Source organism: Bacillus salacetis (assembly GCF_049177075.1).
GTDB classification, from domain to species: Bacteria; Bacillota; Bacilli; order Bacillales; family Bacillaceae_B; genus Rossellomorea; species Rossellomorea salacetis_A.
On sequence record NZ_CP185377.1, the window covers coordinates 2,361,986 to 2,374,699 of the forward strand.

Sequence of the window (12,714 nt, forward strand, 5' to 3'; positions counted from 1 at the left end):
TTCCCAGCCTCCTTACGTTGTCTGCCCTTTTGTAAAAATCTCCTCCATTTGCTTGCGGAGCATGAATTTCTGGATTTTACCGCTTGCATTGCGAGGGAGTTCATCAACGAAAACATATTTCCTTGGCCGTTTGTAGTTCGCAAGGCTGTCGCTGTCCTTGCACCACTGATCAAGATCGTCATCCGTCAAGCCAAGGTCTTTCTTCACCACAAATGCTGTAACGCTTTCACCCCAGCGGTCATCCGGCTGTCCCACAACTGCAACGTCAAGCACTCCCTCATGTGCGTGAAGCAAGTCCTCAACCTCCCGCGGGTAAATATTCTCTCCTCCGCTGACAATCATGTCGTCGACCCTGTCCTTGACCCAAAGAAATCCGTCTTCATCCATGTACCCGATGTCCCCGGAATGGTACCAGCCCTTATACAAGGCTTTTTCCGAAGCTTCTTCTCGGTTGAAATAACCGGACATCATGCATGGCCCCTGGACGATGATCTCCCCGCTTTCGCCAGGGGGCAGGACGTCATCCGGTTCTGACGGGCCATCATCATTTGGTTTCACAATCCTGATTTCATGATTGAGACAGGCCTTTCCGGCTGCTCCTGCCTTTGAAAGCTGATCTTCTTCGGAGAGGAAAGTGATGGCAGGGCCCATTTCAGTCATTCCGTATGCCTGGACGAGCGAAATGCCAAGCTTTTCATGGCAGGCATGGACAAGTGCCGGAGCCATTGGTGCACCGCCGTAAAGACCGACCTCGAGGCTATTAATATTGTAATCAGACAGATTTTCCTGAAGGAGCATATTCCACATGGTTGGCGCGGCAAATAGTTTTGTGATTTTTTCAGTTTCAATCAGTTCCAGCACTTTTTTCGGCTGGAATTGGTGAAGGATGACATTGCTTGCACCCACATGCACACGCGGGAGAAATGCGCAGTGAAGCTCCGCACAATGAAACATCGGTGCTGTCACAAGCCCGGTGTCCCTATCCCCCAATTTCGTAGCGCCAATGACAATCAGGCTCTGCTCTGCCATGTCCCTGTGCTTATGGAGGACACCCTTTGGCCTGCCCGTTGTTCCGCTTGTATACATGATGGCATATACATCATTTTCATCGACTTCAATGTCGACTGGGGTTGGTTCAGCAGACTGCACTTTTTCATGATAGCTTACGGCATAGTCAGGTATATCTTTGTCTATATACCAGAAAGCGGTATGCGGGAATCGCTTTTCAATCGAAGCAATGACCGGTTCCACTGCCTTTTCAAATAAAACCACTTTTGGCTCGGCATCATTCAGGATGAAAGCAACTTCCTCGCCCATTAACCGGAAATTGACCGGATTGAAAACAGCTCCGATTTTCGCACAAGCAAAGTAGGCAGTTCCTAATTCCTCTGTGTTGAAAAGAAAGGCGGTTACTCTGTCACCCTTTTTAACCCCCTCTGTTAAAAGAGCATTTGCAACACGGTTTACTTCATCATTCCATTGGCTGTAGGTCAAACGGAGATTTTTGCGGACATCATAAAGCGCTTCCTTATTTGGGAATTTCATAACCGACTGTTCAAAAATCCTGCCTACGGTAGTGGTCATTTTCATACCTCCTGGAAAAGTTTTTTCGTTTAAATTCCTTACTGATAAAAAGAGCTTCTTTTTAGACCAGCCGCTCTATGATGGTTGCGTTCGCCATTCCGTGTCCTTCACACATGGTCTGCAGTCCGTAGCGGCCGCCGGTTCGTTCCAGCTCGTGCATCATGGTGATCATCAGGCGGGCACCGCTTGCTCCGAGTGGATGTCCGAGGGCGATCGCACCACCATTCGGATTCAGCTTCGCCGGGTCGGCTTTTGTTTCTTTTAACCATGCGAGCGGGACAGGGGCAAATGCCTCGTTCACTTCAAAAACATCAATATCATCGATTGTCAAACCAGTCTTTTTCAACGCTTTTTCAGTTGCGGGAATCGGCCCTGTCAGCATTAATGTAGGGTCTGATCCGACCACCACCCTTGTCAGGATTTTAAAACGCGGCTTCAATCCGAGCTCTTCCGCTTTTTCCCGGCTCATGAGGAGGAGGGCGCCTGCTCCGTCACTGATCTGGCTGGAGTTGCCGGCATGGATGACTCCGTCTTCCTTGAAGACCGTTTTCAAGCTCCCTAAAACTTCTGCAGTCGTCCCTTCCCTTGGTCCGGAGTCTTCGGTCATCCTTGTCTTGCTGCCGTCTTCCAGCGTAACCTCCACTGGCATGATCTCTTTTTGAAAGCGTCCTTCGCTCTGGGCAGCCAACGCACGGCGGTGGCTCTCGGCCGAATAGTCATCAAGTTCCTTCCGGGTAAATCCATATTTCTCGGCGATCCTCTCAGCGGACAATCCTTGATGGATGATCTCATGTTTCTCTTTCAGCTTGGGGCTGAAGGGCTCTGCATCCTGATAATTCGAGGCCATTGGGACCCTTGTCATATTCTCTACTCCCCCTGCAATCACAACGTCCATATCGCCTGCCATGATGGCCTGTGCCCCAAAATGGACCGCCTGCTGGCTTGAACCGCACTGACGATCGATCGTTGTACCGGGAACTTCGATTGGAAAGCCTGCAATCAGTGCAGCCACCCTTGCGATGTCACCAGCCTGCTCGCCTGCCTGGGTCACACAGCCAAGGATGACATCTTCCACGATGGAGCTTTCAATTCCAGCCCTGTTCACCAGTTCTTCCAGCACCATTGCGGCTAGATCATCCGGCCGAATATCCTTTAACTGACCTTTCCTTCTTCCCACTGGTGTCCTTAACGCTTCCACAATTACCACTTCGCGCATCGTCATTCTCCTCTCTCTATAAACCTAGGTTTTTCGCAATGATTGTTTTCATGATTTCATTGGTGCCCGCATAGATGCTGGCCACAGGGATATCGCGGAATCTCCTCGCAATCTCGTACTCTTCCATATAGCCGTATCCTCCGTGAAGCTGCATACAAACCGCTGCAATGTTCCGGGCGCTTTCGGTCAGTTTCCACTTTGCCATAGAAACTTTGGTCACGATATCTTCCCCTGCGATGTGCTCGGCAATCAGCTGCTCAAGGAAGGACCGCCCCATTTCAATGTCTGTCGCCATCTCTGCAATTTTAAATTGTGTATTTTGGAATTTACTCACGGATTTTCCGAAGGCTTCACGGCTTTTCACGTATTCTATGGTCTGCTTCACCATCACCTCGGAGGCAACCTGTGCGGCGATCGCCACCAGGAGGCGTTCCTGCTGCAGTTTTTCCATCAAATATAAGAAACCTTTCCCTTCTTCCCCAAGCAAATTCTCTTTCGGAACCTCGCAATCTTCAAAAATGAGTTCCGCCGTATCCTGTGAGTGAAGTCCTACTTTATTCAGCTTCCTTCCTCTTGAAAAACCGGGAGCGTCACGTTCTACAACGAGAAGGCTGACTCCTTTATGTTTCGGGTTTGCTTTCGGATCGGTTTTGCAAGCGACGATGACGAGGTCGGAATGGATTCCGTTGGTGATGAAGGTTTTCTGTCCGTTCAAGATATAACGGTCACCCTTGAGTGCGGCGGTGGTTTTGATATTTGCCAGGTCAGAGCCGGTCCCGGGTTCTGTCATCGCTATGGCCGTGATGATTTCACCTGTAGCACATTTCGGGAGCCAGCGCTGTTTCTGTTTTTCAGTTCCGTAAGCCGTGATGTACGGAACGACGATATCATTATGAAGCCCAATACCTACAAGGCCAGAGCCCACCCGCTCGATTTCCTCGTTGATGATGACGGAGAATCCCCAGTCCGTTCCGCTGCCGCCGAATTGTTCATCAATATCCGGGCAGAGATACCCTTGTTCCCCCATCTTTTCCCAGAATGAGCGTGGAATCATCCGGTCTTCCTCCCACTGATCATAGAATGGGTAGGCTTCCTTTTCCAAAAACTTACGGAGTGACTTTCGAAAGATTTCATGGTCATCCGATAAATAGAGATGCTTCATTCCTGTTTCCTCCTTTACTTGTTCACTGTTTTACTTTGTTCAAGGACTGGCGCAATTGATATTTCAGTATCTTCCCAGAGGCGTTCCTTGGCAGGGCTTCTTCAATAAAAAATTTTCTCGGCACTTTATATCCCGCAAGCTTCTGACGGCAGAAACTCCTTATCTCCTGGTCATCAATGACTGATCCCTCTTTTGGTACGATGACGGCACTGACGGCTTCACCCCATGTTTCATCAGGGAGCCCGATGATCGCCGCTTCCATGATATCCGGGTGTTCATAGAGGACCTCTTCGACTTCAATGGAGTAGACGTTCTCTCCTCCAGAGATGATCATGTCCTTTTTCCGGTCGACAAGGGTGATGTATCCTTCTCCATCGATGGTGGCCAGGTCACCCGTATAGAGCCAGCCGTCTTTCAGAGCCTGAGATGTTTCCTCGGGTTTCTGATAATACTCTTTCATGATGGTCTCTCCTTTTATGATGAACTCCCCGACAGTGAACGGCTCTACATCCTTTCCTTCTTCATTGACGACTCTTGCTTCTGTCAGGAATATGGCTTTGCCGCCTTTCCCCAAATGATTTTTGTGCCCTTCTGGAGTTAATAGAATCCCTCCAGGACCGGCTTCCGTCAGCCCGCACAAATTATAGAACTGATCGGTTTGAAACAATTTCATGCTTTTTCGGACAATTTCCGGAGCCATAGGAGCCGCACCGTAGCCGCATCTTTTGATGGTGGAAAGATCATATTCCCCTGCTTTCGGCACCTGAAGGAGGAAATTGTACATGGCGGGTACGCCGAAGAAGGTAGTGATGCCATGCTGCTGGATCGCTTCAAGAGTGCGGACCGGATGGAAATCTTTATGAATGATATGGGTCGCGCCCAATACCACTCCTGATAAAAGGAAAAGATTCAGCTGTGCGGAATGGAATAATGGAGCAATATGCAGGAACCGTTCTTCCTCGTTAAGCCCGAGTCCCACCATCATCGTCAAGCCAACATTGAAGATCCTCCTGTGGTCGAACAAAGCCCCTTTCGGCCGACCGGTGGTTCCCGATGTATAAAGGATTTCCAGATCGTCTTCTTCATTGACTTGTACAGAAGGATTGCCCGTCGTCTCACTCCTCATTTCCTGGTAGGCAAAATGTTCTTCGGCTTCAGGATTTCCTGCCACTATGACTTCTTTTATCTCCGTTCCTTCCTTTGCATCAGAGATTACACTCTCGAATTCCTCATCGCAAAAAACGGTCCTCGTTCCGGACTGTGCGAGTATATAGTTCACTTCGCTTGCTGTAAGGCGGAAATTCACCGGCACCATGACCGCTCCGATCTTTGTCCCTGCAAAAAAGGTCATGACAAATCGGTCTGAATTCTTCATCATCAACGCCAGCTTTTCTCCCTTTTTGATCCCTAGTTGCAGAAGTCCGTGCGCAAGCCTGTTCACTTCTTCATTAAATTGCTTATAAGTATAGGTTCTTCCGTCACACTCAATGGCAAGCTTATCTCCATGCTTCCTTGCATTCTGTTCAAGATACGAACCAATATCCATCTCAGATCCTCCCCCTATTGAACGGTATTATATCCTTCATCTACTTACATGCAATAATTGTGCCAACTTTCAGAAATCTTATGAGGGGCTATATTTAGAGGGAAAGGAGCGAAATAAAAAGAAAAGGTGTCCGATTTTTGGACACCTTCCCTGGACAATACAGTATATTACAGCTACCCCGTTTTCAAACCGACAGCTCATATTTTTTCAGTTTTTCATAGAGTCCTGAACGGCTGATCCCCAGCAGCCTGGCCGCATGGGTTTTGTTGCCGCCGGTCTGGTTCAAAGCTTTCTTGATGGCATTTAACTCGGCATCCTCTGAAAGACTGATGGCCGGTGACCGCGGATTGGAGAGCTGCGAAAGGAGATAATCCGGCAGGTCCTCCTCCTGGATCTTCCCATACTCCGCAAACGTCATCGCCCGTTCGAGGACATTTCGAAGTTCCCGCACATTGCCCGGCCAATCATAGTGAAGCAGGGCATTTTGGGCCTTGTCTGAAATACCGGTGACGCTGGTCCCGAGCATGGAATTCAGTTCGGCCATTAATTTCCCCGTCAGAAACTCTACATCATAAACGCGTTCCCGCAATGGAGGAATGTTCAATGAAATGACATTCAGCCTGTAGTAGAGATCTTCCCGAAAGTCGCCCTCTCTCACCATTTCTTCAAGGTTGCGGTTCGTTGCCCCGATAATCCTGACATCGACTTTGATCCTTTCATTTCCGCCAACGCGGTAAAATTCCCTCTCCTGAAGGACCCGGAGCAGCTTTGCCTGAAGGGCAATCGACATGTCACCGATTTCGTCCAGGAATAAGGTCCCGCCATTGGCGAGGTCGAATTTCCCGACCTTCCCTCTCCGTTTCGCACCGGTAAAAGCGCCCTCTTCATACCCAAAAAATTCGGCTTCAAGCAAGTCTTCAGGAATGGCGGCACAATTCACAATGACGAATTTTCCATCACTTCTCCCGCTGCTGTTATGGATGGCATGTGCGAATAACTCCTTCCCTGTCCCGCTTTCTCCTCTGATCAATACAGTCGATCTGCCTTTCGCTGCTTTCGCCGCACTCTTCTTTAGTTTTTCCATGGAAGGATACTCACTGTGAATATGGTCCCAGGTAAACCTCGCTGATTCAGATTTTTGAAGCTCCTGATGATAGAAGCTTGCCTTGCTTTCCGCTTTCTGAAGGCGTTTGAACAACTCGCTTACTTCATTCAACTGGCGGAACATCACCTTCCCGATGGCCCCTATCACCTTTCCGTCTTTTTTGATTGGAATGCGGTGAACGATGTATCTGATACCGTTCTGTTCATGAAAATCACTGATCTCGGCAGTTTCCGTGGTGAATACATGTTTCAGCTTCAGCTGCGGCAGTATTTGATCCACATCCCGATTCAGGACTCCTTTTTTTTCAAGATCAAACAGCTCCAGCAGCGGCGGACTCACCATCGTGATCTTATTGCTTTCATCCGTCATCAAAATTCCATCATACGCATGATCCAGTGTTGTCTCGATCGTTAATTTGAGCTTTTTCACTGTCTCCAGTTCCTCCGCCATTTTTTCTATCTGCGAAATATCCTGAAACAGCACAATCTTGCCTTCCTTCCGATTGACGGTTTCATAAGTGGAAATGTGGAGGATGGCTTTATAGCCCTCATCATGCCGGTGCCCATGGTGATCAATAGGAATGTTTGGAAAAATATGATTGAAATATCGTACACGAACCGATGCCATTGGATGGCCGGTTATTTTGGTGAATGCATCGTTTGTGTAAATGATTTTTGTATCCGCCTCAGTCATCAACACCCCGATGGCTGAATGCTTGAGGATTGTTTCCATCTGATCTTTCAACGTGTTCGCCGACTTCAATAAAGCCATCACCATTTCGGTCTTGGTCAGCAGCCCAATCACTTTATCCTCTTCATCGAGTACAACACCCGTTCCTGCTTTGCTTGTCTTCACGATCTCTTGCAGCTGCTCATAGGGCGTATCGACCCTGAGCGTCTTTGGTTCTGTTTTTATGTATGCTTTGATCGGTGTGTCCAACGGCTTCTTGTCAAGAATCATCTGATGCAAACCGCTTCGTGTGAATAACCCTTTGATTTTTCGGTTCTCGTCTGTGACCGGAAGCAGGTTCCATTTCTTCTCCTTTATGATTTCTACCGCTTCCTTGAAGGTCGTCTCCTCGGTAATCACATAATCAACCCGCGTAATGATTTCACTGAACTCAAACATCACTTACCCCCTTGGATGTTTATCGTCTGAAAATTCAATCTGTTTTCTTCATTATAAAGGTTTGGCGGGAATGGGACAAAAGGTTTTGATAAATTTGGGGCTGGAGGGATGTTGAAAAGCGTTTGGGAGGGTTTTAGAGACCTTTAGGGAGTTGGATTGTAAGTTAAAGGCGTCTAGAGCTCTTGTAGAAGCCCGATGCTTGTGAAAGGTAATAGCAAAAGGCATCTAAAAGGCTTTTAGAGTACTATTAGCCTTTGGGGTTGAAGCAAAGAGGCATCTAAAGTGCTCTTAAAGGCCCTAAGCATGAACTTACTAATGCTAAAAGGCCTCTAGAGAACTTCTAGAGGCCCGAAGTAACTTGATGTTATTACAAAACGGTAACTAGGGTACATATGACTTCTAACCCTTTATGTCCCTGAACTATTGCTCAAGACAATTTCGCTTCACTTTTAATCACTTGATGCCTTTGAAACTTGTTCTTAAGACATATTCTGATTCATTTTAGTTGCCTGATGCCCTTGAAACTCGTCATTAAGACATATTCTGATTCCTTTTAGTCGCTTGATGTCCTTGAAACTCAAGCTCAAGACATATTCTGATTCCTTTTAGTTGCTTGGTGTCCTTGAAATTCTTCTTCAAGACACTTTTGCCCCCTATTGGACAACTTAATGTCCTTGAGGCTCTTCTCCCTTACTCCGGGAACCCTCCAGCCGCCACCTTATTTCGGCTGCATCCGGATACCGCCATCCAGGCGGATCGTTTCTCCGTTCAACATCGGATTGGTGATGATGCTTCTTACCAGGTGTGCATATTCATCAGGACGTCCGAGCCTTTGTGGAAACGGTACTGATTTCCCGAGAGAATCGATCGCTTCCTGAGGCAGGGCTTCAAACATCGGCGTATGGAAGAGGCCCGGTGCGATCGTCATGACACGTATACCATAAGAAGCGAGTTCCCTTGCGATCGGCAGCGTCATTCCCACTACTCCACCCTTGGATGCACTGTAGGCTGCCTGCCCGATCTGTCCTTCAAACGCCGCAACGGAAGCCGTGTTGATGATGACACCCCGTTCTCCCTGGTCGTTTGGCTCGTTCTCTATCATTTTTTCCGAGGCGAGGCGGATGACATTGAAAGTACCGATCAGATTGATGGAGATGACCTTTGAAAACCTATCAAGGGAATGAACTCCTTTCCTTGATAAAACTTTCGAGGCAATCCCGATACCTGCGCAATTGACGACTGTGTTGATCGACCCGTATTTCCCGACAGCCTTATCAATGGCGCTCGCTACTTCAACTTCATTCGTGACATCCGTCTTAACATAAAAAGCATTTCCCCCTAATTCTTCTGCCAGCGCTTGTCCTCTTTCAGCAGCCAGATCCACAATCACCGCTTTACCGCCCTGCCCGATGATTTCCCTTACTGTCGCTTCTCCTAAACCGGAAGCTCCCCCCGTCACAACAGCAATGGTTTTATTCAAATCCATAGGTATCCTCTCCTTTAAAAAAAGACCTTTTCCCTCTTCAGACATGCAAGAAGCATGCCAAAGGGCCAGCCCTGTCATTAAAGGGTCAACCTTTGCCACGCTGTCCAAAAAATAGACACCCTGGACAGTCAAAGACACAGTAAAATAAGTACCTTAACTACTACCTAACTCTAACCTGACGACACCTGTAATCGTTTAACCAGCATCACCTTTGCAGCCAGACCCAATAGGAGACCCGGTACAAAACAAATGACCGGACCCCACACGATTCCCGGGATGCCCAACAGATTAAATTTGTCCGAAAAAATGATCCCCACTGTAGTAAAATAGACTGGAAAAACACAGGGAAGATAGGAATAAGGCGTCCTTCCACCTCCTGCATCCTTGAATGCATCCCAGAGCGCAAAAAAGTAAACACATGGGTAAAACATGAGCCAGTTCAGGTCAGCGGCAGATTGAATTTTAGCTGTTTCTCCATTAAAAAGAAGAAAGATCATTTGATTAAGATTCGATTTCATATTAATGGTTCCAGCCAGAAATAGAAGCAAAATTCCTTTTATGTAATTGCCATTAAGAATCTGACAGGTTCCTGGAAGGGCAATATTTAATAAGATGCATTCAAAAGGATCTTCTTTCTTTCTCATCATTCCACTCACTTGTTCTTCTGCAAGTGTTCATGATCAGTAGCCATCGGCGGCTGTTCCAGCCAGCCGTTATCAATCATGATATTTACGCCGTCCTCAGCGAAAATACCGATTTCAAGGATCAGTTTCATATAGGCAGCAGACATGTCCCTTCTTTGGCACAAAGACAGCGCTTCTCCATAATACCCAACGGCCGAAGACAAAAGAGTGGTAATATGATACATCATGAGTTTGTCCGAGAAGGGGGACACTGTGGAATCCGTCACTTCTGACTCGAACCGCCTCGGGACATGCAAGCTGTCTTCTTCCAGCATTTCGGAGAGCCGGTTAAACTGTTTATGACACAGTTTCCTGCCCCTTTCCATGTACTCACGGACCTTCTTTGATTTGGCGACTTGGCTGAATCCGAGTTCAAGGACCATTTTCGCCATTGTTTTTTGCAGATTAAGATACGCCCCGCTGATTTCTAAGGCATTGATGGGTCTTTTATTGGTGAACCAGCCCGCCATGTACGATTGTTTATTCACAAATTCAACCTTTTGTTTATTATGAAAGATAGGCGGTCTCGTAATGATGCCTAGATCAACCACTACTTTACTTGCTTTAGCATACAAATCCAGGGTTTCTTTTGTACACTCGCTGTAATACTGTATATAGTCCGCCCGAAGACAGCTGCTGACTGCTCCCGCATAACGTGTCAGACCATGAAGCGCCATAATATGCATGTAGAGAATCTTATAGACATCGCTGTACAAGGTTGGCGCATCCATATTCACATCCTCTTCTGTAAACCCGATTGGTGTGGGGAGGTTCTCATCCGAGAAGAATTTCTTGAGTTTTACAATGTGTTCCTCAGCGAGCTGCAAGGCTTCCTGAAGCACCGCTATCGTTTGTTCCTCTTTGGCATCTTTCAAAAAGTATTTCAGGACACATATTGAAAGCGTGTCATTGATATACTGAGACCATAAGATTCCGTGCTCAGAGGAACTGATTTTAATTTTTCGTTTAGAGATGTCCATCTGCTTACCTCCTGCATTAAACTATCCTATAGTTTAACCCTGCTAGGCTTTTCCATTCTTATGATAACCATAGCCTTTTTCAAAATACCCTAAAAAAAACGTCGATCCATCTTCGGATCAACGCTTCTTCTGATCATTCTTGATCGTATTATAGTATCCTGCTCGACTCTCCATCCATTATTTTAAAATGAATGTAATTCGATGTTCCATTATGTACATGATTCCTGATGCCGGAAACTTTAATCAATTCCATCAGGTCAATGGGTTTTGATTGATTTCCTTCTATTGTAATTGTATGCGGGCCATTTTCATTCAAGAGAGACTGCATACGAATTTGGTCTTTCGAAAAGTATTCATCCAGAAACTCCAGCTGAAAGGACACCGCTTCATTGCTGTGGTTCTTGAGAACGAGACTGCATCCGCCCCTAATGAAATCTTCACTCTCTTCTTCAAAATTGCACTCTCCATTGCCATCATAGGAAATGGCCGCAATTCCGTCCGCCAATGTCTCCTGATAAATGGTGACCAAGAAATTCGGCAGGAGTGCATATACTAGAAAAATAATGATAATGGTTCGAAGCCGGTATTTTTTCAATCCCATAACAAGCAGACCGATGGCGATGACAAACAGAATGCTCCCCGAGATGGCAAGCAGGTTAACCCCCTCAAAGGTACGAATAGGAAATGACATGAAGGTGGAACGTGCGTTCAATAATTCATAGTCAGGGTACGGGAAAAATAAACTCATGCAAATACATAGTAGAATGGCGGAAGCAATGACTGCTTTTTTGTTCTTTATCATTTGGTCTCCCTCCTCCTCATGAATGTCCCTTGATCATCTCTTCTGCATAACGAAGCAGATTTGGATATGGTGAGCTTCCTCTCAGAAACTCGGAAACCACCTTCAAGGGAGAGATCACTTTGTCTTTCTTTTTGGAGTAAAGGACGGCAGGGAACTTTTTATCAAGAGACTCCTTGTCAACATTATCAGAATACTTGTATACAGAAACAGCTTCATACCAGTTGTAATCCTGACTGATCTGCCTTCTGACCACTTCACCGATATAAGCGCCCAGACGGTTAACAAAGTTATCAAAATGGTTATGTAGTAAGTCAGAGTCATATTCTGCATTCATCAATCTTTTCTTTGCATACCTGTCAATCACGCGGACACTTTCCAAACTAAAGTCCAAATTTGCTTTAGTCAGGTTCTCTTGATCCCACTCATCCTTTGAAACATCCTGATACATCAATTGGGCAATGCCTCTCAAATCATCTTTTACTAATTTATCTCTGCTAACGAAACCAAACATCCTGGTTTTCTCCTTCTCAAGATCAATTTACTCATCTATTATTTCAAGAATATGAGGAGCCAATATTTTACGGACCGGCTTGATGAAACTCCTTCCCGCCCATAATCCAATATCAATAAGACCTGTACCATTTCCGGTGGAAATACACTTTAAAGTGGTCACTCCTTCGAAATTACTGACTGTGATCGTCAGAGTGGCCGTACTGTTGTTTCTAAAAAAATATTTCTCCAAAACCAGGACCGCGATGGCTTGTTCAGGGTCGGCCCCGGTAGAAACTTTGTAATCCTGAAAAACCAGTGCTTCTTTCATCTCAGCATCTTTCAAGAGTAAAGCAACGGCATCCACAGGTTCTAAATCTACGGTGAACTCTAAATAACTGCGCATCGGTACTCATCCTTTGTTTCTTTTTTATTATAACTTCTTAACTATGAAAAAATGGCGGAATCATTCAAGGAATGAACCAAATTCTTTTGGTGGACCTGTAAAATTGGTGTATTCTTTATGGTATTGA

General features: G+C 46.3%; 11 protein-coding genes. All 11 read right to left on the reverse strand.

The window, feature by feature from the left end; genetic code table 11:
- Positions 1-12: 12 nt before the first annotated feature.
- Entirely contained in the window at positions 13-1,584 is a 1,572-nt protein-coding gene (locus ACOJQI_RS12220; protein WP_421378136.1) for a fatty acid--CoA ligase, read from the reverse strand.
- A 61-nt stretch (positions 1,585-1,645) separates the two neighbouring features.
- On the reverse strand, positions 1,646-2,800 hold the full coding sequence (locus tag ACOJQI_RS12225) for a thiolase family protein (protein WP_421378138.1): 1,155 nt from the start codon (positions 2,798-2,800) through the stop codon (positions 1,646-1,648).
- A gap of 16 nt (positions 2,801-2,816) precedes the next feature.
- Positions 2,817-3,962, reverse strand: coding sequence for an acyl-CoA dehydrogenase family protein (locus tag ACOJQI_RS12230; RefSeq protein WP_421378141.1), 1,146 nt, complete (start codon positions 3,960-3,962; stop codon positions 2,817-2,819).
- A gap of 22 nt (positions 3,963-3,984) precedes the next feature.
- Positions 3,985-5,508, reverse strand: a complete 1,524-nt coding sequence (locus ACOJQI_RS12235) for a class I adenylate-forming enzyme family protein (RefSeq protein WP_421378143.1) — start codon at positions 5,506-5,508, stop codon at positions 3,985-3,987.
- A 184-nt stretch (positions 5,509-5,692) separates the two neighbouring features.
- Positions 5,693-7,741: a sigma 54-interacting transcriptional regulator gene (locus tag ACOJQI_RS12240; protein WP_421378145.1), complete on the reverse strand. Its 2,049-nt coding sequence runs from the start codon at positions 7,739-7,741 to the stop codon at positions 5,693-5,695.
- A gap of 718 nt (positions 7,742-8,459) precedes the next feature.
- Positions 8,460-9,227 (reverse strand): 3-hydroxyacyl-CoA dehydrogenase, encoded by a 768-nt coding sequence (locus ACOJQI_RS12245; RefSeq protein ID WP_421378147.1) that lies wholly within the window; start codon positions 9,225-9,227, stop codon positions 8,460-8,462.
- Positions 9,228-9,397: 170 nt separating this feature from the next.
- Positions 9,398-9,874 carry a hypothetical protein gene (locus ACOJQI_RS12250; RefSeq protein ID WP_421378149.1) on the reverse strand — a complete coding sequence of 159 codons (477 nt, stop codon included), beginning with the start codon at positions 9,872-9,874 and terminating at the stop codon, positions 9,398-9,400.
- A gap of 5 nt (positions 9,875-9,879) precedes the next feature.
- Positions 9,880-10,890, reverse strand: a complete 1,011-nt coding sequence (locus ACOJQI_RS12255) for a DUF3231 family protein (RefSeq protein WP_421378151.1) — start codon at positions 10,888-10,890, stop codon at positions 9,880-9,882.
- A gap of 148 nt (positions 10,891-11,038) precedes the next feature.
- Positions 11,039-11,692 (reverse strand): hypothetical protein, encoded by a 654-nt coding sequence (locus ACOJQI_RS12260; protein WP_421378153.1) that lies wholly within the window; start codon positions 11,690-11,692, stop codon positions 11,039-11,041.
- A 16-nt stretch (positions 11,693-11,708) separates the two neighbouring features.
- The gene (locus ACOJQI_RS12265; RefSeq protein ID WP_421378155.1) at positions 11,709-12,203 is read right to left on the reverse strand and encodes a hypothetical protein; all 495 of its coding nucleotides are present in this window, start codon (positions 12,201-12,203) and stop codon (positions 11,709-11,711) included.
- A gap of 27 nt (positions 12,204-12,230) precedes the next feature.
- Positions 12,231-12,587, reverse strand: coding sequence for a DUF6054 family protein (locus tag ACOJQI_RS12270; RefSeq protein WP_421378157.1), 357 nt, complete (start codon positions 12,585-12,587; stop codon positions 12,231-12,233).
- Positions 12,588-12,714 lie beyond the last annotated feature (127 nt).

Excerpts from the sequence above, each read along its gene's own strand:
- ACOJQI_RS12265 (WP_421378155.1), bottom strand. The coding sequence starts at position 12,203 with ATGTTTGGTTTCGTTAGCAGAGATAAATTAGTAAAAGATGATTTGAGA.
- ACOJQI_RS12270 (WP_421378157.1), bottom strand. The coding sequence starts at position 12,587 with ATGCGCAGTTATTTAGAGTTCACCGTAGATTTAGAACCTGTGGATGCC.
- ACOJQI_RS12240 (WP_421378145.1), bottom strand. The coding sequence starts at position 7,741 with ATGTTTGAGTTCAGTGAAATCATTACGCGGGTTGATTATGTGATTACC.
- ACOJQI_RS12255 (WP_421378151.1), bottom strand. The coding sequence starts at position 10,890 with ATGGACATCTCTAAACGAAAAATTAAAATCAGTTCCTCTGAGCACGGA.
- ACOJQI_RS12260 (WP_421378153.1), bottom strand. The coding sequence starts at position 11,692 with ATGATAAAGAACAAAAAAGCAGTCATTGCTTCCGCCATTCTACTATGT.
- ACOJQI_RS12225 (WP_421378138.1), bottom strand. The coding sequence starts at position 2,800 with ATGCGCGAAGTGGTAATTGTGGAAGCGTTAAGGACACCAGTGGGAAGA.
- ACOJQI_RS12230 (WP_421378141.1), bottom strand. The coding sequence starts at position 3,962 with ATGAAGCATCTCTATTTATCGGATGACCATGAAATCTTTCGAAAGTCA.
- ACOJQI_RS12220 (WP_421378136.1), bottom strand. The coding sequence starts at position 1,584 with ATGACCACTACCGTAGGCAGGATTTTTGAACAGTCGGTTATGAAATTC.
- ACOJQI_RS12245 (WP_421378147.1), bottom strand. The coding sequence starts at position 9,227 with ATGGATTTGAATAAAACCATTGCTGTTGTGACGGGGGGAGCTTCCGGT.
- ACOJQI_RS12235 (WP_421378143.1), bottom strand. The coding sequence starts at position 5,508 with ATGGATATTGGTTCGTATCTTGAACAGAATGCAAGGAAGCATGGAGAT.
- ACOJQI_RS12250 (WP_421378149.1), bottom strand. The coding sequence starts at position 9,874 with ATGATGAGAAAGAAAGAAGATCCTTTTGAATGCATCTTATTAAATATT.